General features: G+C 67.2%; 24 protein-coding genes and 2 pseudogenes. 9 read left to right on the top strand and 17 right to left on the bottom strand.

What is annotated here, in order from left to right:
* Positions 1-121: 121 nt before the first annotated feature.
* The 5 genes from KBX63_RS08760 to KBX63_RS08740 form a co-directional block, all read right to left on the bottom strand.
* A complete protein-coding gene (locus tag KBX63_RS08760) occupies positions 122-700 on the bottom strand; it encodes a dihydrofolate reductase family protein (RefSeq protein ID WP_210910480.1) in 579 nt (192 codons plus the stop codon).
* Positions 697-1896, bottom strand: coding sequence for an RNA polymerase sigma factor (locus KBX63_RS08755; RefSeq protein ID WP_210910479.1), 1200 nt, complete (start codon positions 1894-1896; stop codon positions 697-699). Before KBX63_RS08755 ends, KBX63_RS08760 begins: the two co-directional genes overlap by 4 nt.
* A 20-nt stretch (positions 1897-1916) precedes the next feature.
* The gene (locus KBX63_RS08750; RefSeq protein ID WP_210910478.1) at positions 1917-2270 is read right to left on the bottom strand and encodes a YciI family protein; all 354 of its coding nucleotides are present in this window, start codon (positions 2268-2270) and stop codon (positions 1917-1919) included.
* A gap of 39 nt (positions 2271-2309) precedes the next feature.
* On the bottom strand, positions 2310-2723 hold the full coding sequence (locus KBX63_RS08745; protein WP_210910477.1) for a DUF6069 family protein: 414 nt from the start codon (positions 2721-2723) through the stop codon (positions 2310-2312).
* Positions 2724-3189: 466 nt separating this feature from the next.
* Positions 3190-3747, bottom strand: coding sequence for a dihydrofolate reductase family protein (locus tag KBX63_RS08740; protein ID WP_210910476.1), 558 nt, complete (start codon positions 3745-3747; stop codon positions 3190-3192).
* A gap of 248 nt (positions 3748-3995) precedes the next feature.
* Here KBX63_RS08740 and KBX63_RS08735 point away from each other — a divergent pair, with 248 nt between their 5' ends.
* Positions 3996-5297, top strand: a complete 1302-nt coding sequence (locus tag KBX63_RS08735) for a vanadium-dependent haloperoxidase (RefSeq protein WP_210910475.1) — start codon at positions 3996-3998, stop codon at positions 5295-5297.
* A 203-nt stretch (positions 5298-5500) separates the two neighbouring features.
* Here the strand turns inward: KBX63_RS08735 and KBX63_RS08730 are convergent, their stop codons facing one another.
* A complete protein-coding gene (locus KBX63_RS08730; protein ID WP_210910474.1) occupies positions 5501-5998 on the bottom strand; it encodes a YcxB family protein in 498 nt (165 codons plus the stop codon).
* A gap of 178 nt (positions 5999-6176) precedes the next feature.
* On the opposite strand from KBX63_RS08730, the gene KBX63_RS08725 reads away from it, so the two are divergent.
* Together KBX63_RS08725 and KBX63_RS08720 are read left to right on the top strand one after the other, a co-directional pair.
* Complete coding sequence (locus KBX63_RS08725; protein ID WP_210910473.1) at positions 6177-6617, top strand: hypothetical protein; 441 nt, start codon at positions 6177-6179, stop codon at positions 6615-6617.
* A 216-nt stretch (positions 6618-6833) separates the two neighbouring features.
* Positions 6834-7478, top strand: a complete 645-nt coding sequence (locus KBX63_RS08720) for an alpha/beta fold hydrolase (protein WP_210910472.1) — start codon at positions 6834-6836, stop codon at positions 7476-7478.
* A 109-nt stretch (positions 7479-7587) separates the two neighbouring features.
* Here KBX63_RS08720 and KBX63_RS35105 read toward each other — a convergent pair whose 3' ends face one another.
* Together KBX63_RS35105 and KBX63_RS08710 are read right to left on the bottom strand one after the other, a co-directional pair.
* Positions 7588-7740, bottom strand: coding sequence for a YrhB domain-containing protein (locus tag KBX63_RS35105; RefSeq protein ID WP_374102201.1), 153 nt, complete (start codon positions 7738-7740; stop codon positions 7588-7590).
* 45 nt (positions 7741-7785) lie between these two features.
* Positions 7786-8286, bottom strand: a complete 501-nt coding sequence (locus KBX63_RS08710) for a hypothetical protein (RefSeq protein WP_210910471.1) — start codon at positions 8284-8286, stop codon at positions 7786-7788.
* 497 nt (positions 8287-8783) lie between these two features.
* Between KBX63_RS08710 and KBX63_RS08705 the strand changes: the two genes are divergently transcribed.
* Entirely contained in the window at positions 8784-9200 is a 417-nt protein-coding gene (locus KBX63_RS08705) for a hypothetical protein (RefSeq protein WP_210910651.1), read from the top strand.
* A gap of 51 nt (positions 9201-9251) precedes the next feature.
* Here KBX63_RS08705 and KBX63_RS35100 read toward each other — a convergent pair.
* A pseudogene (locus tag KBX63_RS35100) lies at positions 9252-9395 on the bottom strand (IS5/IS1182 family transposase); the annotation flags it as partial.
* A gap of 41 nt (positions 9396-9436) precedes the next feature.
* On the opposite strand from KBX63_RS35100, the gene KBX63_RS08700 reads away from it, so the two are divergent.
* Both KBX63_RS08700 and KBX63_RS08695 read left to right on the top strand, forming a co-directional pair.
* Complete coding sequence (locus KBX63_RS08700) at positions 9437-9604, top strand: hypothetical protein (protein ID WP_247661964.1); 168 nt, start codon at positions 9437-9439, stop codon at positions 9602-9604.
* 270 nt (positions 9605-9874) lie between these two features.
* Positions 9875-10744, top strand: a complete 870-nt coding sequence (locus KBX63_RS08695) for a DUF6745 domain-containing protein (RefSeq protein ID WP_210910470.1) — start codon at positions 9875-9877, stop codon at positions 10742-10744.
* A gap of 129 nt (positions 10745-10873) precedes the next feature.
* On the opposite strand, the gene KBX63_RS08690 is transcribed toward KBX63_RS08695, so the two are convergent.
* The 6 genes and pseudogenes from KBX63_RS08690 to KBX63_RS35095 form a co-directional block, all read right to left on the bottom strand.
* Positions 10874-11332 (bottom strand): aldehyde dehydrogenase family protein, encoded by a 459-nt coding sequence (locus KBX63_RS08690; RefSeq protein ID WP_307871667.1) that lies wholly within the window; start codon positions 11330-11332, stop codon positions 10874-10876.
* 249 nt (positions 11333-11581) lie between these two features.
* The gene (locus tag KBX63_RS08685) at positions 11582-12526 is read right to left on the bottom strand and encodes an NADP-dependent oxidoreductase (RefSeq protein ID WP_210910469.1); all 945 of its coding nucleotides are present in this window, start codon (positions 12524-12526) and stop codon (positions 11582-11584) included.
* A 231-nt stretch (positions 12527-12757) separates the two neighbouring features.
* Positions 12758-13231 (bottom strand): GNAT family N-acetyltransferase, encoded by a 474-nt coding sequence (locus KBX63_RS08680; RefSeq protein ID WP_210910468.1) that lies wholly within the window; start codon positions 13229-13231, stop codon positions 12758-12760.
* A 36-nt stretch (positions 13232-13267) separates the two neighbouring features.
* On the bottom strand, positions 13268-13690 hold the full coding sequence (locus KBX63_RS08675; RefSeq protein ID WP_210910466.1) for a GNAT family N-acetyltransferase: 423 nt from the start codon (positions 13688-13690) through the stop codon (positions 13268-13270).
* 156 nt (positions 13691-13846) lie between these two features.
* A complete protein-coding gene (locus tag KBX63_RS08670; RefSeq protein WP_247662004.1) occupies positions 13847-14719 on the bottom strand; it encodes an NADP-dependent oxidoreductase in 873 nt (290 codons plus the stop codon).
* Positions 14720-15119: 400 nt separating this feature from the next.
* A pseudogene (locus tag KBX63_RS35095) lies at positions 15120-15408 on the bottom strand (DDE-type integrase/transposase/recombinase); the annotation flags it as partial.
* A gap of 268 nt (positions 15409-15676) precedes the next feature.
* On the opposite strand from KBX63_RS35095, the gene KBX63_RS08665 reads away from it, so the two are divergent.
* Together KBX63_RS08665 and KBX63_RS08660 are read left to right on the top strand one after the other, a co-directional pair.
* Complete coding sequence (locus tag KBX63_RS08665) at positions 15677-16582, top strand: ferritin-like domain-containing protein (RefSeq protein ID WP_210910463.1); 906 nt, start codon at positions 15677-15679, stop codon at positions 16580-16582.
* Between the two features lie 641 nt (positions 16583-17223).
* The gene (locus tag KBX63_RS08660) at positions 17224-20541 is read left to right on the top strand and encodes a tetratricopeptide repeat protein (protein WP_210910461.1); all 3318 of its coding nucleotides are present in this window, start codon (positions 17224-17226) and stop codon (positions 20539-20541) included.
* A gap of 268 nt (positions 20542-20809) precedes the next feature.
* On the opposite strand, the gene KBX63_RS08655 is transcribed toward KBX63_RS08660, so the two are convergent.
* Positions 20810-21604 carry a hypothetical protein gene (locus tag KBX63_RS08655; protein WP_210910459.1) on the bottom strand — a complete coding sequence of 265 codons (795 nt, stop codon included), beginning with the start codon at positions 21602-21604 and terminating at the stop codon, positions 20810-20812.
* Positions 21605-22148: 544 nt separating this feature from the next.
* Between KBX63_RS08655 and KBX63_RS08650 the strand changes: the two genes are divergently transcribed.
* Entirely contained in the window at positions 22149-22718 is a 570-nt protein-coding gene (locus KBX63_RS08650; RefSeq protein ID WP_210910457.1) for a DM13 domain-containing protein, read from the top strand.
* 149 nt (positions 22719-22867) lie between these two features.
* Here KBX63_RS08650 and KBX63_RS08645 read toward each other — a convergent pair whose 3' ends face one another.
* Positions 22868-23395 (bottom strand): carboxymuconolactone decarboxylase family protein, encoded by a 528-nt coding sequence (locus tag KBX63_RS08645; RefSeq protein WP_210910455.1) that lies wholly within the window; start codon positions 23393-23395, stop codon positions 22868-22870.
* Between the last annotated feature and the right edge of the window lie 337 nt (positions 23396-23732).

Below are 23732 nucleotides of genomic sequence, written 5' to 3'. Positions count from 1 at the left end.
ATCATCGAAGCCAGATGATGGCGGCGATGAAGACCAGGTTGCCCCGGTAGAGGGCTGGACGTTCGGCGTATCGAGTGGCCAGGTCACGCCAAGCTCCGCACGGCCGTCCGCACGGACGAACTCAGACGTGCAGGGTGGGCCGGTAGATGAGCTCCTGAACGCGACCGTCGAGTGTCCGGCTCTCTATCAGCTCCAGGTCGAAGTCGGCCGCCCCCTGGAAGATCGGCTCCGTTCCGGTCTGACCGGTGATCACCGGGAAGAGCGTCACCTGGACGAGGTCGACCAGACCGGCGGCCATCAGCGCCCGGTTCAACGACAGGCTGCCGTGCGATCGCAAGGGCAGCTCGGACTCCTTCTTGAGCCGGGCGACGACGTCGACGGCGTCACCGCTCGCGATGGTCGCGTCCGGCCAGTCGAGGGGTCCTTCCAGCGTGTTCGACACCACCGTCGCCGGGAGGCTCCTCATCCGGGTGACCCAGGCGTCACGGACCTCGGACTCCTCGGTGCTCGCGGCCAGCATCCGCGCGAACACCCGGTACGTGCCGGCTCCAAAGACCATGCGCTGCTCCTCGCCGTACAGGGCGAGTCGGTGTTCAAGCAACTCGGGGCCCTGCTTACCCCAGTAGCCGCCCCAGTTGCCGCTGGTGGTGCCGAAGCCATCGAGGCTGGAAAAGACATCGACGGTGTAGGTGGCGGTCATGATGTTCTCCATTCACGGGTGAGTGCGGTACGACGGGTCTGCAGGAAGGCACGCTCGGTCTCGTTGGTGGCCAGTGCCACGGCCTGGTCGTAGGCGGCTCGGGCCTCGTCGTCACGTCCGAGCCGGGCGAGCAGTTCGGCCCGGGTGGCGGGCAGCCGGTGGTAGCCCGGGAGGTCGACATCCTCCAACGCGGCGAGGGCCACCGCCGGCCCGTGCACCTCGGCGACGGCGACGGCACGGTTGAGCGCGACGACAGGGGTTGGCGCGAGCGCGAGGAGCTGGTCGTACAGTGCCAGGACCTGCGGCCAGTCGGTGGCGGCGCCGTCGGTGTGCACCGCGCTGATCGCGGCCTGGATCTGGTACGGGCCGGGCCGGTTGCGCCGCAGGCAACGGCGGACCAGGTGGTGGCCCTCGGCGATCAGCGGTCGGTTCCACAATGACCGGTCCTGGTCAGCCAGCAGCACCAGGTCGCCGGTCGCGTCGAGCCGGGCCGAACGGCGCGCCTCGGTCAGCAGCAGCAGGGCGAGCAGGCCCAGGACCTCGGGCTCGTCTGGCATCAACGCGGCGAGTTCGCGGGCGAGCCGGATCGCCTCGGTGCACAGATCCGTTCTGATCAGCGGCCCAGCGGTGGACGCGTAGCCCTCGTTGAACATCAGGTAGAGCACGGTGAGCACGGGCGGCAACCGGTCCGGCAGCTCATGTTCCGCGGGCACCCGGTAGGGGATGGCGGCGTCTCGGATCTTCTTCTTGGCGCGCACGATCCGCTGGGCGACGGTCGCCTCCTGAATGAGGTAGGCCCGGGCGATCTCCGGCACTTCGAGGCCGCCGAGCAGGCGCAGCGTGAGGGCCGTCCGCGCGTCCGGAGCGAGCGCCGGGTGGCAGCAGGTGAAGATGAGTCGCAGCTGGTCGTCCTTCACCGGTCCCACCTCTCGTGGCTCGTCCTGTTGATGCAGCAGCAGGGCCTGGGCGTGCCGGGCCTCGCGGGTCGACTCCCGGCGGAGCCGGTCGACGGCCCGGTTGCGTGCGGTGGTCACGATCCAGGCACCCGGGTTCGGCGGTGGGGTCTGCCACTTCTGCAGCGCCGTGGTGAAAGCGTCCTGGACCGCCTCCTCGGCGAGGTTGATGTCACCGAGGAGGCGGGCCAGCGTGGCGACGCAGCGGCCGTACTCCGCGCGGTAGATGCTCGCCAGGTCCATGTCGGAAGACCGGCTCCTGGTCAGGCTTGGGACAGGTCGTCGAAGGGACGTACCTCGACCGGGCCGCAGGCCGCCGAGCACCTCTCGGCCCAGGCCAGCGCCTGGTCCAGGTCCGCGCACTTGATGACCCAGAACCCGGCGATGTGCTCCTTCGTCTCGGCGAACGGCCCATCGCTCATGGTGGTGGTGCCGTTCTCGACCCGGACGACGGTGGCGCTGTCCGGCGACGTGAGTCCCCCGCCGAAGACCCAGGCGCCCGCGGCCTGCATGTCGTCGTTGATCCGGCCCGTCTCCCTGAACATGGTCTGCATCTCCTCGTCAGACGGTGTCGGCGCGCCCTCGACGAAGTGCACGGCCAGCAGGTACTGCTTCATGATGATCCTCCGGTAGCTCGATGGTGGGATGGCGACAGGTCAGGCAGCCAGGCGGCGCGCGACAGCGGGGATCACGATCGCGGCCGCGACCAGGTGGGTGAGCATCAGCAGCGCCTTGGTGGCCGTCCCGGCGTCGGCGATCACGTCCGGCACCAGCGACAGGACCGTCAGCACCACCGTCGTGCGGACGAACATGCGCCGTGGACTCCGAGCGAAACGAGACAGCAGCGCGGCGATGACCACGCCGATCAACGAAAATGCCGCGGTCAGCACGCCGAACCCCACCACCGGAATCGGGGCGCCACCCATATCGAGGCTGACCCCTGCCGCGTGGCCGGCGGCGGCGACGGCCATGGTGGCGGCGCTCGCGGCAACCGTGGCGGTGACACCGGTCCGGATCAGCGCACCGAGAGTCGAAGTGGTGGCGCGGGTCGTGTTCACAGTGGTGGTCATCGTGCCCTCCAGTGGTTGTCTGGCCCGTCTCGGTGCCGGGCTCTCACCAGGGCTACGAAAAGGATCAGCCCCAATCGACAAGCAGACCCAGATCTTTTCGAAGACTTTCCGCTCCGGTGTACGTCGAGGCAGTCGCCGGGCGCAGCGGAGGATCCCCGACGATACGCCGCCGCCGCTCTCGGCCTCGATGAGCCGCGCGGCACGACCCGACGTGCGCCGCCGATACCGACGATCCGCGCGACACGTGGATCGGCGACTTCGATCTTGACGCCAGCAGGCCCAGCGGGTACAGCGCGAGTCGTACGCCGCCGGCGTCGAACTGCACGAACTCGTCGTCACCGCCGTCGCGCTCGGTCCAGCCCCACGAGCGGTGGAACGACCGCAGCGTCGGCAGGTCGCGCGTACCGAGGCGACCGGTCTCACCTGCCCCGCCTTGGCCGCCGGCAGCGTCACCAACCGGTGCGAGTCAGCGGGTCCGGTAGCGCGCGTAGATCAGTCCGCTGTCGAAGGCACGCTCCTCGACCAGCTCGAGATCGAGGCGCACGCCGTCGGGGAAGAACCGCTTGCCGCCGCCGACCACGCTCGTGGTGATGAACAGGTGGTACTCGTCCACCAGGCCGGCCGCGATCGCCTGGGCCGCGAGGTTCGGGCCGTCGACGGTGAGGTCGTGATCAGCCTCGGCCTTGAGCTTGCGCACCGCGGACGGGTCGAAGGTCCGCTCGATCCTGGTCTTCGCACTGGAAACCGACGCCAGCGTCGTGGAGTACACGATCTTGTCAGCGGCCTGCCAGTCGCGGGCGTACTGCAGGATGTGCGGCAGCTGGTCGGGCTCGGTGTGCGCGGTCTCCCAGTAGACCATCGTCTCGTACATCCGCCGGCCGTAGAGGTACGTGCCGACGGGGCGGAAGAGGTCGTTGATGAAGGTGTGCACCTCCTGATCGTCGGCCCCGGTGCCGAGGTCGCCCTCCGCCGCCTCGGCGTAGCCGTCGAGCGAGGTGATCATCGAGTAGATGAGCTTTGCCATGCGTCTCCTTCGGGTACGAGCGCGTCCTTCTGCCAGCGGTCCTACAGGCTGTGACCTCCGCACGACCCGGAACTCATCGCTCGGCTGGCCGGCCGGCACCGCACTCGGTCGGTAGTTGGGCGTTGGGCCCAGAGGTCGCTCGGGCAACCGGCAAGGCCCGACGATGCTACGATCGATCTTCATCGATCCTGCTTCGTACGCCGCGTGCTGTCGGCAGCCAGCATCGGCAACCCACCGACGGGGAGATCATGACGAGCCGCAACCAAACACGCCGTGCGACCTGGTCACGCATCATTCCCGCAACCATCGCGCTCGGCTCGCTGGTCGCGTCCACGATGACCGGGCCGGCGCCCAGCGCCGCAGCCGCGACCTCCGGCACCGGCCCCACCAATCCGGTCGTCACATGGGACCTCAATGCCCAGACGGCGATCTGGGACGTCGCGGCTCAGCAACCGAACGAGCAGGTACGCAGCTTCGCAATGGTGAGCGGAGCCGTCTACGACGCGCTGAACGCGATCGCCGGCACCCCGTACCAGCCGTACCTGGCCGCGCCGCCGTCGAGCGGGACCGAGTCGGCGGACGCTGCCGTCGCCGTCGCCGCGCACAACGTACTCGCCGCCCTTTTTCCCAGTCAGCAGGAGCGGCTTCGGGCACAGTACGACGCGGCTCTCGCCGAGATTCCCGACGGACGGTCGAAGCAGGGCGGCATGACGATCGGGGCACGAGCCGCGGCCGCGATGATCACCGCACGGCAGAACGACGGCGCGTTCGGCGACCAGCAGTGGAGGAACGGGACAAGACCCGGCCAGTGGCGACCCACGCCGCCGCTGTTCCTGTCCCAGGGCGCATGGACCGGACACATGCGGCCGTTCCTCATCCGTCGTGCGTCGATGTTCCGCACACCCGAGCCGCCGCGACTGACCAGCAGCGCGTACACCCGGGACCTCAACGAGGTGAAGGAAGTCGGCTCGGCGACGAGCACGGTGCGCACCCAGGACCAGACGGAGGCCGCGATCTGGTGGCACGACCGGCGTTCCGCGTCCTGGGAGATCAAGCGACAGCTCGCCACCACCCAACAGCTGGACGCCCTGCAGACTGCGCGCTTCTTTGCGATGACCGACCTCATCGTGGCCGATTCAGGAGTGGCGTGCTTCAGCCAGAAGGACTTCTGGAGCTACTGGCGTCCGGTCACGGCGATCCAACTGGCCGACACGGACGGTAACCCGAGGACGGCCGCCGACCCAGGCTGGCAGTCGTTGCTCGTCACGCCCCCCTTCCCCGAGTACCCCTCCGGCCACGCCTGCGGCACCGGCGCACGGATGTCGCTGTACCGGTACTTCTTCGGCCGAGACGACGTCGCGTTCAGCGGATCCAGCGTCGACTCCGGTACGACCAGACAATTCACCAGCTTCTCGCAAGCGCTCAACGAGCTCATCGGCGCGCGCGTCTGGGGCGGCGTCCACTTCCGCAGCGCTGACGTCGAGGGGGCGAAACTCGGTGAGGAGGTCTACCGCTACGCGGTCCGGCACTACTTCCGCCCCCTGAGGTAGCCGGCAGCGGCTCGTGAAGGAGGTCGAGCAGTCATCTGGGCGCGCCGAGAAGGATGATCGCCGAGTCGCTTTCGCAATGCCGAGACTGACGAAGCGAGAAAGCGAGGCAGTAAGCCCGTCCACCACCCGCAACTCAGCACGTGCGCGCGCCGCCACCCGTCAGACGGCTGCACTCCACGACGCGCGGCCTGCGGCACGTGAATTCACCGACGCCGGAGCAGCCCACGTCTGGCCATGAAGGTTCGCAGCGTCTCGGCATCCTCGGCGGACATCAACTGGCGTGGGATCACGGTCGCCGGCATCCGGCCGACGTACACGATCCAGAACTCCGGGGTGCCCCTGACCTGGGCGACCCCGTCCCAGGCGATACCGCCGGACTCCGAGCCGCTGCGCATCATGATGTTGTCATCGGTGATGTCGTAGGCGCCCTCGACAGCGTAGCGACCGGAGCGGCGCCGGGCGCGCCACCGCACCCACGGCCAGTACAGCATCGACAGCAGGCCACCCACGACCATCGCCATCCACAGCGGTGAAATCTGCTCGCCCCACGCGAACCCCCGCGAGACGACCAGACCGATCGCCCCGACCGCCGCCAGCACCGCGCCGACATAGCCGTACCTGCGCAGCCGAACACGGGCGAGCGCAGCGGCCACGCGGCCTGGGTAGGCGGGATCGGCTGGGACGTCAAAACGGATGTGCACGCCAGAACGATAGTGCCCGAGCCGTCTCGGTCAGGTGTGCCAGGGCCGGGGACAGGGCAGGCGTCCAGGTCGTGTAGCCCTGGTCGGGCGGTGACGCTCGAGCAGTCCGAGGCTGTGGCATTCGGCCTGAGCAGATGCGGCTGTCGTTGGCCGGGGCCTGACAGGCTAGTTTGCTTGGATGAGTCTCCTCGATGACGTCGCGAGGCGTGACAGTTGGCGATGCTGGGTGTGCGACGAGCCGGTCGACGCCGACATGTCGGTGAACGACCCGCGGGGTCCCAGCGTCGACAGCCGCACCGCCGACAGGAAGGCCAAGGTCACCGAGCGACTCGCGCACCGTGCCTGCAACACCCGCAAGGGCGCGGTCAAGGTGGTCATCGCCTGGCCGGACCGTCTGAACGTGGTGGAGCCCGCGCCGCTGATCACCGTCGCCGAGCGACTCGAACGCAAGGGTGGCCGCGAGCTGGTCGCCCGCTGTCCGAGCAAGAAGGACGCCCAGGAGGCGGCGGACTGGCTGGTCGACCGGTTCGCCCGGCTGGTGCCCGGACTGCCGGTGACCGCAAGCGTCGACGCTGGCGGCGGACAGTACCTCGTCGCCCTGGCCACCGGCCGCCGCTGACCGGTGGCCCTGGTCGGCAGGCCGCAGCCGACGCAGGGCAGCCCGGACCCGAGCCACCACCGGCGCTGCCGCACACCCGCGACACCACCGCCGCTCACAGTGCCCTTGACGGCGGCAAGCGGTTCGAGCGTTCTCAGCGGCAGATCCGGGCGATGTGGGGGCAGCGTTGACGGCGCGGCGCGCTGTCTGTCGTACCCAACTGTGAGGCTTTGGGTCATGGCGACTTTCGTTCTGATCCACGGCGGCGGGGGCAGCGCCTGGGACTGGCATCTTCTGGTCCCTGAGCTGGCCAGCCGCGGCCACGACGTCGTGGTGCCGGAACTGCCGATCGAGGACGGATCGGCGGGGTTCGTCGAGTTCTGCGAAACGGTCGTCAACGCGGTCGGCGACCGGCGTGACCTTGTGGTCGTCGGGCACTCGTATGGTGCGTTCACCGCGCCGCTGATCGCCGACAGGCTGCCTGTGCGGCTGATCGTCCTGCTCACGCCGATGATCCCGGAGCCCGGTGAGAGGCCCGGCGACTGGTGGGGCAACACCGGTTACCGCGGCGCGGAAGGGCTCAGCGAGGAGCAGCAGTTCTACAACGGTGTGCCGGCCGAGATCGTCGCGGAGGCAGCGGCGCATGGGCGGGACCAGGTCAGCGCGGAAGGGAACGAGCCGTGGCCTCTGGACGCCTGGCCGGACGTGCCGACGAAGGTGCTCATCGCCCGCGAGGACCGGTTCTTCCCGCCGGACTTCCAGCGCCGGGTGGCCGCCGCCCGGCTCGGCGCCGCCCCGGATGAAATCGACGGTTGCCACTCAGTGGCGCTCAGCCACCCGAAGCAACTCGCCGACCGGCTGACCGCCTACCTGCTGCACTGAAGGCGCTGGCAACCCCTCCCACAGCAACGGACGCTCAGCGTCTCGGCGCCGCATCGGGGCATGCCAGTGCGTTCAGCACAGGGTGAGCCGACGCTCGCAATCTGTTCTTTCACCGGCCGACCAGACCAGGCCAACCATGGCTCCGCACCGGACGTGGCACGACCACAGGCCCGTTGCGTGCCAAACCGTCAGATAGGTGACCTGACTCGAGGAAGGCGCGAGCCTGGCAGCTCACGGCCCACAGGGTCTCGTGCTCCCGCACGGCGGCGATCACCCATTCCCCCGTGAGCCAAACGGGCCACCGCGGTCAACTCGGTCGTCTCAACGTCCGCTTCACTCGCGTCGAGTTCGCGAAGTAGACAATGCCCACGACGCTCGGCAACGAGTCGATGACCGTGCCGATCGATGACTTCATCCCCAGCACGTTCCAGGCCACGAGACAGCCGATTGAAGTCGCGCAATACAGGTAGTTGTGGACGATCGCGGCCCGACGCTTGGTGCAGATCAGCCACACCAGAACGAGAATGTAGACGGCGAGGAGGCAGTTCGTCACCACATAGAAGGCGACGTGGCTCCCAGGCGCGAGGTCCGTCATCCCCGCCAGGGACGGGTTCGTGTCGATGACCAGCGTCGCGATCGTCAGACCGATTCCGTGGATGAGCAGCAGCACAAGAAGCACCACGTACCCGACAAGGAGGGCGCCGAGGCGCGGGGCCGACGATCGGGCCGGTACCTGGGCCGCGGCATCGTCGACCGAGGGACCGTCGTGGAGCGATCCCTGACCGGGCGGTTGTTCGACAGGTATCACGGGCTTGACGGTAAGGTCCGGTGCTCCAGCGCACCATGGTGCCAACCCTCGTATCCGACGTCGGGCTAACCCGACCTAGCCGGGCAGCGTAGCGGGCCATCCAGCGGCAAACGGTCACTCCCGCGCGTCCTTGCGGTCAGTCCCCGGGTCAACCGCTCACCGGCGGATGAGGACTTCTCTACTGCTGCGGGCACCCACGGACCGTGCCGCCTTCGGGGTCCGCTGATCGATCCGCGAGGACGGCACGTCCGGCATGGCTGCCCGCAGGTCACGGTCCACACTGGTTTTGGCAACGTGTCGTTGCCCTCGATGCGTTGAGTCCGCACGAGGTGGATCAGCGGGGCCATGGGATTCTGATTGATCTGCTAACGTCGATCTGCCTGCACGACGCAAGAGGACCCATCCAACCCGACGGCTGAACGGCAAACCGGTCCGGCCAGTCAACGCTATTTCAGCATGAGCGAAGTCGACGTCGAGCGTCGACCAAGGAGGCGCAGATGCTCAAGAGACTTGGGTCCTTTCTCGCTGTGGTGGTGACGGCAAGTGCCGCGCTCTTGGTGCCAGGTTCACCTGCGCAGGCGGCTGCAACCGCATACAACACCAAAATCCAGTGGCTGTCCGCGAACCCTAACGGTTCCATGGCCACGTCATGCCAGACCATATCCATCAAGCTGGCTAAAGGGCGGTACGCGTGGGGCAATGTGAGAGGTGCTGAAAACATTTGGGTCGTAGACATAACTCTTGATGCCGGGACCTACACGTGGCGAGCTTGCCTCGACCCACACGACGGCGGCATCTACTACTTCACCTCGACGCTGGACGGGCCTTCTGTCCCCGCCAACATCCACCTATGGATTGGAATTCCGGCAGACGGCCACTGGCGTTGGGGCAGTTACCTGGACCCCTACTTCTAAGGATGTCTCGTAACTCGCTGAAGGTGTTGCCCCGTCCGGACTGGCGGTTCCGCCAGCGAGGATGATGTTGTGGAGATGGGCGATGCCGGAGGCAGCGTCGGTCAATGTGTGGGCGGCGCGCCGGTAGTCGCGGAGGATCTTGAAGTATTTCATCCTGGCCAGGGCGTGTTCCACCTGTGCTCGGACGGTGCGGTGTTCAACTCGAACTCGTCCGCGTCACGGGAGCCGTCGCGTTGATGCCGGCATTGACCCTGCCGGCGAAGGACTCCGCTCTCGCTGTCCGTGACGTTGCCGAAGCCAACCTCAGGCGCCGTCTGGTCGTGGTCACCCGAGACACCCCGCCGGCTCCCGCCCTGACCGCCCTCCTGGCCGCCGTCCCAGACCAGGCGCACAAGCTCACCTGAGTCGGGCCGGACCACATGCTCGACCGCCCGCCGGGCACGCTGACCGCCCTCGAGCCCGGGACGTTCTGACCCGAGCGGGACGCCACTGACCCACCAGCCGTCAGCGTCGTTCCGGCTCGCTCGTCACGCGCTGCGGCAAAGCTATCGAGCCGAGACCGATCACTTCGGTCCTCCCCCGGATGGCTGTCGAAGCCGCTTGCGTCCGTGCCGCGTGGTGGGCCATAGTCACCCCATGATCTCTTCACGGAAGGGCGGCGACGCCCAGGCGCGATGAGCGCCCCCGCGCGGCGCAACGACGCCGCGATGCCTGCACAGGCCGTCTACAGCAACAACGTTCGTGACCTGTGGCAGCAGGCCGTCGGGATTCGGCAGGAGTGGCTCGGCCACGCCTTGTCCACAGAACCGGCTGACAAGTCGACCGCCGAAGGCTGTTTGACCGCCATTTACGCCAGAATGAAGCGGCCACGACCCCGATTTGAATGGGTCGAGTCGCCCGACAAGGCACGCTCCCTGATCACCGGATGGCCCACCCTCGACCAACTCTACGAGTGGATCCGCGACCCTCGCCCGCGCGGAACCCCACCACTGGCGAGCGATCTCGCAATGGTCACCTCGCAGCTCCGTGGCGCGCTGAGCGCGAGCGTCACTCACGCCGACCCGGAGCTGTCACCGATACGCGCGGGCAAGACCAAGGAACCATGGCCCGAACTGGCACCGCTACACGCGCTCGACAGCGGCGTTCCACTCGGTGTCGTGCTGCACCAAGGCGTACGCACGGCACTGCACCGGAGCCTCGCGCACGGGTACTACCTACCCGTGCGGGCCGCAATGGCCGGCAGCGGTCCGGTCCCCGTTTGCTGGTACGGCCAGCAGGACGCGTCCTGGGTCGCCTACTACGACACGCTGCATCGGCTTGGTCTTGCCGGGTACGGGCCGGACGAGGCCGAACACCTCGACGCCTGGGCCAACCTGGCCCGCTCCTGCGGCTGGTGGTGGCCGGGCGAGGACGTCTGCGTCGTGGTGGACCGGCCCCAGGAAATCCGAATCGAGCCGGTCTCCGCAATGGTGCACGAGCCGGTCCGACTGCGACCTCGTGGTGTGCGCTACCGCGACGGCTGGCAACCGCTCCTGAAACTGTGACCTGAGACGATAGCCGGCCGGGTCGGGGCTCCCATCAGGCCCGGCCGGCACCGTCGTCCACCAGCCAGCGGCTTCCGCTACGTCTCCTCTCCTCCACGGACAGAGCACGCACGAGACGTCGCAGGCAGGCTAGGAAAAGGCGATTCCCACGTACTTGCTCTCAAGATATTCCTCGATTCCCTGGGTTCCACCCTCTCGACCGAGGCCCGACGCCTTCATACCACCGAACGGCGCAGCCGGGTTGGAGATCACTCCCTGGTTGATGCCTACCATTCCCGTTTCAAGCCGCTCAGCCAGCCGGATCGCTTTATTCAGGTCGCGGGTGAAGATGTACCCAGCGAGGCCGTACTGTGTGTCGTTGGCAAGAGTTGTTGCCTGCTCGTCGTCGGAAAAGCTGGTGATCGGAGCGACCGGACCGAAGATCTCCTCCGACAGCAGCCGTGCGTCGGCCGGGACATCGATCAGCACCGTCGGCGCGTAGAAGAAGCCTTCACTTTCGAGTCGGCTGCCCCCGGTCAGAACCCGGGCTCCCGCGGTCGCCGCGTCCGAGACCAGCCGCTCCACCTTGCGCACCGCAGCCTGGCTGATCAGTGCTCGCCCGGACCGTTGGTGTCACACACGAAAACCGAGCCTCTATCGAGTACGTCGAACATGCTCCTCTTGGCGTTCAGCGCCTCGACCTCGCAGTGCCCAGGCGTGACGAGGAATTCCTCGGTCTCGCCGGAACCGAGCACCAGACACTTTACGAGTCCCAGGAGGTATTCCCTACGAGTCGTTCGATCCTGACCACGTAGCTGGCGCTGATCCACGAGGGCCTGGTTGCTCCCGCCGGATCCTTTATGGACGAACGCGGATGATCGTCTTTCCCTTGGTCCGCTCGGTCGGGTTGAGGGCGGCGACGGCGTCGTCGAGGGCCGCGACGGTGCCGATGTTCGTCCGCACGCGTCCGTCCCGCAGCCGCCGGGCGATCTCACTCAGCTGGGCGCGGTCAGACACGACAATGAAGTCGATCGCCAGGCCGTCAGCGGGCCGCGCTTCCGGCGGCCCGGTGACGGTCACCAGCGTTCCTCCGGCTCGAACCAGACTCGCGGACCGCTTCTGGATGTCGCCGCCGATGACATCGAAGACCAGATCGACTCCGCCGACGTCTTCCAGGGTGTCGTTGTCGAGGTCGACGAACTCGTGCGCGCCGAAGTCGACTGCGCTCTGCCGGCCGCTGGCACGTCCGGTGCCGATGACGTAGGCGCCGACCTGACGGGCGAGTTGCGTGGCCATCGAACCGACCGCGCCGGCCGCGCCGTGTACCAGGACGCTCTGCCCCTGGAGGAGGTGGCCGTGATCGAACAGCCCCTGCCACGCGGTCAGGCCCGCCATCGCGACGCCGGCGCCCACCGTGAAGTCAACGTCGCCTGGCAGCGGCGCAAGGTTGCGCGCTTCAACGACTGTGTACTCAGCGAGGGTGCCGTCGCGTGTCCAGTCCGTGAGGCCGAACACCCGCTGCCCCACCGACAGGCCGGTTGCTCCATAGCTGAGGGCGGTGACCACACCGGCCACCTCGTGTCCTGGGATCGACGGCGTGCGGTCACGGCCGAGGCGATCGATCCAGGTCGAGGGCCACTCCAGCTCATTCCCGGTGAAGCCCGACGCATGAACTTCAACGACGACATCGCCGTAGTTCGCGCCCTCAAGGCTGGCGAGCCTCGCCGCGTCCGGCTCGGGCCGCTGCGCCAGCGTCATCCCCGCCGTTCCCGCGGCCTGGTCCGTCACCACGATCGCTTTCATCTGAATGCCTCTCTGTATCAGTCCTCGCCCACCCCCGTTACGACGCAACGGGGCCTCAGCTGTCCCCGCGTCCTCATGAACGACCGCTGATAATGGTCTTGCCCTTGACCGACCCGGCCGGGCTTGAGGCGGCCACGGCGTCGTCGAGGGTCGCCACGGTGCCAATGTTCGTGCGCAGCCGACCATCCCTGACCCGCTCGACGACTCGAACCAGGTCCGAACGTCGGGCGGCTACGCCATGTCGTTCTCGAACGCGGTGAGCTCCTCGTCGTGGTCGCCTTCCGCAGGTACGCGCGGAGGGTAGGCGCCGACGCCGGGATGAACCCTGTCGATGAGATCGAGGTATCCCGGGTTGCGGGCAATGAACCTACCCACGACCGGGCAGATGACGGTGATCTTCTTCCCGCTCTCGCGGATCTCGTCCAACACGCGAGCGACGAGCTCCGTGGCCACCCGATTGTGTCGGTAGGCCGGGTCGACCCAGGTCGTTAACAGCACGACACGGCCACCCACGAACCGGTACTGGAGCTCGGCGATCGCTTCGGCGCCGAGCGCGGCGATCCAGCGACCGCGCTCCACGTCGTTGATGACATCGAGCTCCCAGCTGGATTCCACTTCGCTGAGACTTGTCTCGTTCAGAGCAGCGATGACCGCCGCATTGTTCTCTTCCCGGGTGGCCGCCTCGGCCTCAAGATCGATCGTCATCGTCACACAATCCGTCGAAGGAGCTAACAGGTGGGTTCAGGACAAACGGGGATTACCCGGGGTTACACCCGGGTGCTCCGGGTCAATAAGATCCGCGTACTCAGGGTTGTGCTCGATGAAGGAACGCACGATCTGACACATGATGGTGACCGTCTTACCTTGCACCCGCACGTCGTCCAGGACACGTCGGATCAACTCGGTCGCGATGCCCTGCTTGCGGAACTCGGGGAACACCGAGGTGCCCAGCAGCACGAGTCGGTCGTCTCCGGCGACGTTGTAGGTCAACCCGGCCACCTCTCGGTCCCCGACGATGGCGTCGTAGATGCCGAGTTTCTCGTCGTTGACGACTTGGAAGTCGAACGCGGGGGCGTGGGGATCGTCGATTACCTCGTCGCTGAGGGTGCCTTTCTCGTCGGAGTACTCGAAGGCGTAGCGGGTCGGCTCGGTTGGGTCGGTCATGGGGATGTTCCCTCGTTGATGGTCAACAGATCACTTCCGGGTCGTGGCGGTAGTCGTACTCGCCCAGCCATATGTCGTCGACGGGAGGTGAAGACCCCTCGACGTACTTCTCGCTCCTGCGGGGAGGGCTTTCTCCTGCTCGGGCGTGCCGAGTCCTTACGAGCGAACGCGGATGATCGTCTTTCCCTTGATCCGCTCAGTCGGGTTGAACGCGGCGACGGCGTCGTCGAGGGTCGCCACGGTGCCAATGTTCGTACGCAGCCGACCATCCCTGACCCGCTGGACCACCTCACCCAGTTGCACCCGATCGGCCTCGACAACAAAATCCACCGCCAGGCCGTCCACCGGCCGCGCCTCAGGCGGACCAGCAACGGTCACCAACATCCCACCGGCCCGCACCAGACCCACAGAACGCTTCTGAATATCGCCACCGATCACGTCGAAAACCAGATCCACCCCACCGACGTCCTCCAGGACATCATTACCGAGGTCAACAAACTCCTGCGCACCGAAATCGAGCGCGGCCTGACGGTCCCCCGCACGCCCCGTGCCAACAACGTAGGCACCCGCCTCCCTGGCCAACTGCGTCACCATCGAACCAACCCCACCGCCCGCACCATGGACAAGAACACTCTGCCCCGCCTGGAAACGACCATGCACGAACAACCCCTGCCACGCGGTCAAACCCGAGATCGGCAGACTCGCCCCAACCGCAAAATCAACATCACCCGGCAACGACGCAAGGTTCCGCGCCTCCACAGCCACATACTCCGCCAACGTCCCGTCACGACTCCAGTCCGCCAGACCGAACACCCGCTGCCCCACCGACAGACCCCGCGTGCCATAACCGAGCGCGCTGACCACCCCAGCCACCTCATGCCCCGGAACCGACGGCGTCCGATCCCGCCCAAGTCGATCAGTCCAAGTCCCCGGCCACGTCAACTCACCCGGAGTGAACCCCGACGCATACACCTCAACAAGAACATCATTCGCCGTCGCCTCCGGCTCCGCACGCTCCACCAACGCCATCCCGGCCGTCCCCGCAGCCTCATCCGTCACAACAATCGCCCTCATCTGGACACCTCCCTGCATCAGTCACCCACCAGCACGACACTTCACTTCCCCCATTTACTGACGCCAGACGTCCGTGTCCCACCCAGCCGACCGAAAAGATCGGTGACGCGGAGTGCGGCCCGGAGACGGACTGATGAGTCCATCTCCGGGCTTGGCGTGGAGCAAGTTCAGCTGGGGGCGTCTCGACCCTAACCGCCTCTCAGTACAGCTTAAAACACCCTGAGGTGGTGGTTCACGAGGGCCGAGCGGTTCTGGCAACGAGCGATCGACTGGACTATCTGGTCCAGTAAGGCTAGCCTGCGGAGACGGCGGCCAGTGTCTTGCCCGAGCCAGGAGAGTTCGATGGACCCGAGGCCCAGCCATCGCTGAGGGTGCAGTGGAACGTTTGGGGCCGGTAGGGGCGGGCCTTCTTCACGGTGACGCCTAGCTCGTGGCAGGCGTCGCGCCAGGCGGAGGACCTGTAGGCCGAGCCGGTTGTCCGACAGCGCCCGCTCGATGGTGACACCCCGTGCGGTGAACCGGGCGACGGCGTTGCGGAGCACGTCGATGGCGATGGCGGCTTCCTCGTCGTCACGGATCTCGGCGTAGGCGACGCGGGAGTGGCCGTCGATGACGGTTTACACGAACGCGGTCCCGACTTTCGGTGCCCAGTTCCCGGAGGGCGAGCACCGCCGATGGGGAATATCCGGACATCGGGAACCCAACAGCACCCGGCGTACGTTGGCGACTGCGCGCGCCGCGACCGGCGCACGGTCCACCGCGCGGAGCGTAGTCGAAGTTTGATTCACCCCGTACCGCCTTTCGGCAAACATTCCTGAGGTTCGTCCGCGCAACTAACGTGAGTGTCATCCCTTCCAGTCAGGTCGGCCGGCACGGACGGCTAGGACCTGGATGCACCAAAACGGAGGCAGCATGGACAACTGGTTCATCTCAGAGGCGGTGTCACGCAGTGCAGAATCCGAAACTGATCGACGAAGGCTCGCGGCCTTGGTGGATCCAGGGGTGTGCAAAGCCGACCCGGCGGGTGGTGGCTCGCCGAGCGACGCGGCTATCCTCAACTTCGCGCTCAATCTCGAATATCTCGAAGCTGAGTTCTATCTCCGCGCGACAACGGGATCCGGGCTTCCTGACGAGATGACTACCGGCACCGGGGCGCGCGGCGAGGTGACCGGCGGAGGATCAGTCAACTTCAGCAGCAAATTCGTGCAGAGGTTCGCGAAGGAAATCGCCTCCGACGAGATGCAGCACGTGGCCTTCTTGCGATCCGCGCTCGGCAACGCCGCTGTTGCTCGTCCCGCGATTTCGCTGGACGCGAGCTTCACTGCGGCGGCGACTGCCGCTGGTCTAATCAAGCAAGGCGAAAGCTTTGACCCGTACGCGAACGACCTTAACTTCCTCTTTGCGGCGTTCCTCTTCGAAGACGTCGGAGTGTCGGCGTTCAAAGGATCCGCGTCACTGCTGTCGAACAAAACGTACCTTGATGCGGCAGCCGGACTGCTGGCCACCGAGGCATACCACGCGGGGATTGTCCGATCCGCGGTCTACAGCGCCGGACTCGCCGACGAAACAGTATTTGACTCGGTACAAAAGATCTCCGACGCGCGCAACAGTCTTGATGGTCCTGCGGATGACGACCAGGGTGTCGGCACGGCGGCGGACCCGAACTTTATCCCCACGGATGAAAACGGGATGTGCTACGGCCGATCGGCCCAGTCCGTTTTGAACATCGTGTACCTGAGCCTGACCCCGGCGGCTTCGGGTGGCTTCTACCCAGCCGGCATGAACGGCGAAATCGTGGTGAGCGCCGGAACGGCCTGAGGGTTCAAGTCGCCCCGAGCGCGCAGTCCGGAAGACCCTCCGTGTGTGCGGGGACAACGCACGGATGATCATGGCCGGCCGATACAGGTCCAAAAGGCCCCCACGCGTGCGGGGGGGTCCGATGTAGCCGTTGCTGACCCGGATGCTGACCCCGCGGCCCCTGCACGCGGGGTCTTCCCTACCTGAGCCCGGCGGCCGGCATTCCCCTGGTGTCGTCCCCGCACGTGCAGGCAACTTCTTGTCGGACTCATCGTCGACCATCGCCCCGCCACACCTCGCGCCGAGCCCGCCCGGCTCCGCGCATCCTGCACAGCGCCAACCGCACCGCCTCGACACGCAGAACCATCCAAGGCATCCTGCACCGAACCTGGCTGCCCTACCGACACCGCGACCGCGTCAGCTGGATCCCCGCCGACGCGATCGTGGCGTGAAATTGGTCCAACTCGCTGACCTTGCCAGACACAGTGGAGCAATAACCTGGACCAATGCAGGTTCAGCGGCAGGTAGAGCCCGCGTTCCGCGGAGCGTCCCGCCGTCTGCTCGTGGATGGGCTGATCGGGCACTTCGACGAGCTGGCCGGCGGCGGGCCGGCCCGGTGGATCTCGCTGGAGGCCCCGTCCGGGTGGGGCAAGACCCGGGTGATGCGTGAGTTCTACGCGGTGCTGGCGGCCTCCCGGCAGTCGGCGCCACCGTACTGGCCCGCATCAATCCTGGGCGCGACGCGCGAGGGCCCCGCCGTGGGTTCAGGCGGCCCGGGTCCGGTGGGCCAACGCCGCAAGCGCGTTTACCCCATGGTTGTGACACGGCCAGGCGGCTCCCTGCCGGACTGGTTCTGGTGGGGCATCGTATGCGGCAGCCGCAACGGCGTCCCGTCAGTGGCGCTCACCGAAGATCTCCGTCAGCTCGCCGAGCACCAACAGTGGCTGGAGGCGCGCTGGCACAGCCTGGCGACGTTCCGCGAGCGGCACGGGGGTAAGGCCGCACGCGCCGGACGCACGGTTGGCGAGGAGACCGCCGCCACGGCCCGGGATCAAGCCGTCGAAGCCATCGTCGGCCACGCCGTGCCCGGCCTCGGCTTGGCCTGGTTGCTCGGCAAATGGGTGACCGGCCAGGTCCTCACCGCGCGGGATCAGCACCGGTCGGTTGCTCAGGAGGCGACCATCGACACCACGGACGGCGGCGACGTGGTCGACGACACCGCGTCCACGCTGGTCCGGCTCGCCCGCCCAGGGTTTCCGACGGTGATCGCGGTCGAGGACCTGCACCTCGCGGATCCGATCCTGATCGAGCTGCTCGGACGCCTGCTCCGCTCGGACGCTCCGATCCTCCTGCTCACCAGCACCTGGCCGGGCATGCTCGATGCTGATGGCCCGCCGCGCGAGCTGGTGGACGTCGTCGCGGCGGGCAGGCTGCTTCGGATCAGGCACGACCTGACGAATCCACCAGGCATGCCCCCAGGGGCGGGGCTCGGCGTGCTGGACGACGCCGACCTGGCGACGATCGTCCGTTTCTACCATCCGGCGACGACCGACGAGACGATACAGCGGCTGGTCACCCGCTACCCCAATCCCCTGCCCCTGGAGCTGGTCTGCACGTTGCCGCGGGTCCAGCGGCGGGCCACGCGCGGCGCCGTCGCGCTCACCGAGGTCGAGGTCGCCGAGCTTCCCGCTACCGTCGAGGACCTCTACCGGGCGATCTGGCGGGAGCTTCCCGAGCCCGTCCAGCAGGTTCTGGTGCTGGGAGCCTGGAGTACGCCGGGCAGCACAGGCTCACCGTGGGCAGCGGGCGAGGATCGGTGGGAAGCCGCTCTGCTCGCCGATGTGGCCGGAAAGCTCTTCCCAGACATCGCCGATCGAGCCGCGCTGGACAGTACGCCCACCCGCTACGGTTGGGTCCGGCGCGTCGACGACGTTTTCCGGCGCTTCCACGAGCCGGTGCAACGTGATATCGCGCTGAGCGACCCGACAGACCTGTTCGGCCGCGACGAGCGGCACGAGTTCTACCGCGGGCTCGCCGAGCGGTTGTCCTCGGGCACGGATGACGACGACCCGTCCCGGGATCGAGCCGAGCACCAGGCACGGATGGTGCTCGCTCTGCACGCTGGCGGGATCCTGCCAACCAGGCCAACCGTGTTGGAAGCCTGCCGGGTGATCGCCTCCAACCTGCTGCGCCATCCGCGGGAGCTGCAGCGGGTCCTCGAACTGACCGACCTGGCGCTGGGCATCGCCGAGGACGATACGCCTGGCTTCGGAGCCGAGACCGGCGGCACCGCGATCCGGGACGCGCTGTGGTCGATCCGGGAAGTCCGAGCCGTCGCGCTCGGCCAACTCGGTCGTACCGAGCAGGCCATCGAGCTGTGGCAGCAACTTGTCGTCGAACAGCACGCCGCGGTGCCCCCGGAGCATCATCGGATACTGACCGGCTGCGCCATCCTGGCCCGCGAGCTGCGCACTGCTGGCCGTTTGGATCAAGCGCTGGAGATGGCCCGCACTGCGGTGGCGTGGGCCGAACAGGCACTCGGCGCCGCAGCGGCCCGCACTCTGCGGCTGCGTGGAACCCTGGCAGTCAACCTGGCCGCGGTGGGCCAGGTTGACGAAGCCCTGACGGTCAATGCTGAGGTGCTGCATCAGCTCGGCGACGAGCATCCCGACGCGCTCACCATCCGCAGCAACCTGGCATCCATGCTGCAGGACGCCGGTCGCGTCGAAGAAGCGATCACGGAACAGCGTGCTGTGCTCGCTCGGTGTGTGGAGATCTACGGCACCGACCATCCGGAGACCCTGACCAGCCGGAGCAACCTGGCGTACGCGCTGAGTGCGGGCTGGCATCTGGATGAGGCGGCCGCACTCAACGAAGCGGTGCTGGCCGACCGGCTGCGCGTGCTCGGCGCCGACCATCCCAGCACGCTGACCAGCCGGAGCAACCTCGCTTCAGTACTCCGCCGGGCGGGCCGGATCAACGAGGCTGTCGCGCAGCAACGTGCCGCCTACGAAGACCGGCGGCGGATCCTCGGCGGCGACCACCCCGACACTCTGATCAGTCAGGCCAATCTGGCATCGGCGCTGGCAGACGCGGGTCGGCCCGACGAGGCGATCCCGGCGTTGGTCGAGGTGGTGGCGGCATTCGCCCGGGCTCATGGGCCGGACAGGCCGGAGACGTTGATGGCTCGTAATCTGCTGGCCGCGACCTTGATGGACGCAGGCCGGGCCGATGAAGCGATTGCCGAGTTCGAGCCGGTGGTCGAGCGTCGGCTCCGACTGTACGGAGCCGACCACCCGGAAACCATGGGTGCCCGGGGCAACCTGGCGGTGGCGCTGCAGTTCGCGGGCCGGCTCGATGAATCGCTGGCGCTCAACGCGGCAGTTCTGGCCGATCGACGCAGGGTGCTCGGCGACGATCACCTGGATACGCTGACCAGCTACAACACCTATGCCCAGGCGCTGCACAAGGTCGGCCGGCTGGACGAGTCGGTCGAGCTGCAGCGCATCGCCCTCGACATCCGGCAACGCCGTCTCGGTGCGGACCACCCGCACACGCTGAGCAGCGCGAACAACCTGGCCGTCGCTCTGGTGGCCATCGGCCGCGCCAGCGAGGCTGTAGAACTGCACGAACGCACAACCGAGGGTTACCTGCGAACGTACGGCCCCGACCACCCAAACACCTTCACCGCTCGGGACAACCATGCCTCTGCATTACGCCAGGCGGGCCGGCGCGAGGCGGTCGGGTTTCTGATCAACCTGCTGACCGACCGGGTACGAGTGTTCGGGCCGAGCGATCCGCTGACCATCCGGTGCGCCGATCTCCTCGGCAACGTGCTGAGCAGCGCGGGACTGCGCGCCGAGGCGATCGAAATCTTCACCAAGCTCGCCGAGATACGCGCGGAGGCCCTCGGCGCGGAGCATCCAGACACCGTCCGTACCAGGGCGCAGCTCAACGATCTGCGCGGCCAGGCGGAGTAACGCGGCAGACATCCCAGCATGCGAGGTCGACCTCCCCTTGAAGCTGTGAACAACGGGGCATGCGACGGAGGAGTCTGTGAGGGTTGCTGCCGAACGGGCAGCCAAACTGGCGAGCATGAGCGGACGATCGCGAACCGGGACACCGTGTCGAGCACGAGGACCAAGCGGTGGACCGGCGCAGGGCCACCGACTCGTAGTGCGCAGGTCGACGGTTCGATCCTGTCAGGCCGCTCGGCACAGAGCCCAGATCACCGACCCGGACTCTGTGTCAGTGCGGGTACTTCCCGAAGGCGCTGCTCAAGGCGGTCTCCGCAGTGCAGCTCATCTCGCCCGGGGCTAGCTGAGTGTGCGAGGGCCGCCAAAGCTCCGCTCCCTTTGAGGTGGTGCGGGCCAGGATGCAGTCGTACTGCGAGGCTCGCAGACCGACACCAACGGTGCCGTTCCGCGCGCCGACGTCCTGGCGAATCGCCGGGTCGAGCTGCAGGCCGGCGAGCGCCGCGCGGACGGCGTCTTCGTTCGAGCCGGCGGACTGCAGGGCGCTCTTCAGGCGGTCATCGATGCCGGCAAGCGACGGGTCCTTCGTGACCGGTAAGGGGGCACCCGTCGGGCATGCGATGTCGTCGTCGCGGGTGTCGTTCTCCGGGCCGAGCTGGAGACGAAAGCAGATGTGCTCGTCGCGTTCCTTGATCACTGAGCCGTCCGCGCCGATCTCCACGCCATGACCGGCCACCTGGAGCACCAGGGTCACGCCGGTCTGCCAGTGCGTCTCGCCGGTGACCACGAGAACCTTGACGTCGGCGTGCTGGCCCGCGGAGTGTGCGTACTTGTCAGCCTGGTAGAGGTGGTCGTATTCGAACCGGAAGAGGACCCTGTCGACCTTCTCCGCGGCGTCGGCCACTGCGCTCTCGTGCAGCGGGCTCTCCCGAAGGTCGACGATGTCGCCGACCTTCTCCTGGAGGCGACCCTCCAGATTGTCGAGGAAGTGCCACGAGGCGCCGCCCACCAGCGCCATGACCAGGAGCACCGCAGCACCGGACGTCATCCGCTGTGTTCGGCGATCCATGAGTGGAAGTATGCCGGCGCCAGGGAAGCCGCGCCGCCCTGCAAAGGCTGCCGCTGGCGACCGTGCCAGGAATGTTGTTGGAAGGAGCTTGTGGCAGAGCAGCTGCCCGCTGAAGGGATGCAGCGAGCGGGGAAGCAGCAGGAAGGCAGCGAGATTCTCGATCCGGGGTTTGCTCCGAAAAGGTCAACCGATGACGGCCGGCACCTGCTCGTCGGTGCTGCTCGTCACCAGCCGACAGATCGAGACCGCATCCCCCAGCGGGGGTCGGAGATCCCTCCGGACCTGATTGCAGTGCAGCGCAGAAGTACAGCATGCGGCTCCGCCCGGCGGCGTGATGCGTTGGCGCCGCCGAGCCGTGACAGATCTGGACCAGCAAACGGTGAGACAAGTCATGACGTGACCGACAGACGCTGGGGCGACACGATCCGCGCCAGGTCGTCAGTGGGGCCGATAGAAGTGCCGATGGGAGCGGTGGCGCACGCCGTAAGAGTTCCGAAAGGGTTCTCGGCCAGCTCGACGGCTGCGGTGGTCGTACGCTGCCGGGGTGGGAAAACGGATCTTCCGGTCGCCGGTGGCATGGGCCGGTCTCGCCTTCGCTGTCGTCGTGGCGATTCTGGCTGTCTACTGGTTCCAGCCGTGGAAGCTGTTCACCGATACATACGTCGACGAAGCACTTCCCCTCGTAGGGGCGACGTCGGCCACCCCCGCTCCGGCGTCCGCGACCCCGTCCCACGCGGCCTCGGCCGCCGCGCCAGTGGGAAACGTGATTCTGGCTGCCGGCGAGTTCGTCACCCATGAGCACAAGACGACCGGCAGTGCCGAGATCGTCCGGCTCGCCGACGGGCGCCACCAGCTCGTCATTCGAGACCTGAATACGTCGAACGGTCCGGACCTGCGGGTGTGGCTGACCGACCAACCGGTGACCCGAGGCACGGCCGGCTGGCGAGTGTTCGATGACGGCGAATGGGTCGAGCTGGCAAGGCTCAAGGGTAATCGGGGCGACCAGGTGTACGAGCTGGCGGCATCGGTTGACCCCCGCGACTTTCGCAGCGTCTCCATCTGGTGCAAGCGATTCTCGGTCTCCTTCGGCGCCGCCGATCTCAAGACCACCTGACACGCTGAATTCTGCCGGGTCCACCGGGTCATCGAAGTGGATCTCGACGTCACCCACCCTGCCAACCGGAGGCGGGAACCTTCGGGCCTGGCGCCGACGGGGAGGCTGTGACCGTTGTACGCGTCAGGGACGTACAAGAGCCTTTGCCATCAACCGGTGGCGCCGTAAACGGCGGCGCCCATCGGCTCGTCGAGTTCCAGGTCGGTTGCTGCGGCGACCCGGGCGATCATCATGTATTGCCCGATCACCATCAGGAGTTCGACCACCTCGCGCGGGGAGAGTCGCCCTGTCAGTGCGGTGGCGGTTTCGTCGGAGGGGCGGACGTCGCGGACGACTTCGGTCGTGAAATGCAGGACGAGCCGCTGGTCTGCCGAGAAGCAGTCGGCTTCGATCTCGTCGCGCCCAAGCGCGTGGATCATCTCGTCTGTGGCGCCGACGGAGCGGGCGATCGGCTCGTGCTGAACCCACTCGTAATTGACGTCGCTCAGCCGGGCAACTCGCAGGATCGCGATCTCGCGGAGCAGCGGGTCGAGGGCCAGGTCCTTGAGCAGCGTGCTTCCCCAGCGCATCCAGTCCGGAAACGCCGTCTCGGCGTTGGCCATCACGCCGAAGAACTTCAGGGGAAGCGCGGCCTGCAGCGCCTCGCGGACCGCCGCTGGGGCGTCGGCGGGGTTCACGTATGGTAAGCGGCTCACAATTTCCCTCATAATCGGCAAGTCAGGCGTCGGGGATCATTATCCGATCGCCGCCAGCTGCCGGACCGGCATTCGGGAAAGCGCAGATGGTGACGAACCACCCGCCGTCACGGCGACCTGGTGAAGAGTGTCTTCGATGATCTACGCCGGCGGTGGCGGGGAGCCCGTTCAAGCTGGGCCGAGCGGTACCGGCAGCGCCAGGATGATCGAATGCCACACAGTTCATCGATCTATGCCGGCCCGTGCCCCGGCTATCTCGGCGCCCCGTCGCACTGGCCGGCGCCAACCACCATGGGAGCCAGCGCCTTGTGCGAGCACC

The organism is Micromonospora sp. U21 (assembly GCF_018070045.1).
Lineage (GTDB): Bacteria > Actinomycetota > Actinomycetes > Mycobacteriales > Micromonosporaceae > Micromonospora.
Note: the sequence above shows the minus strand (reverse complement) of the source record. Positions and strands in the feature narration are given on the sequence as shown.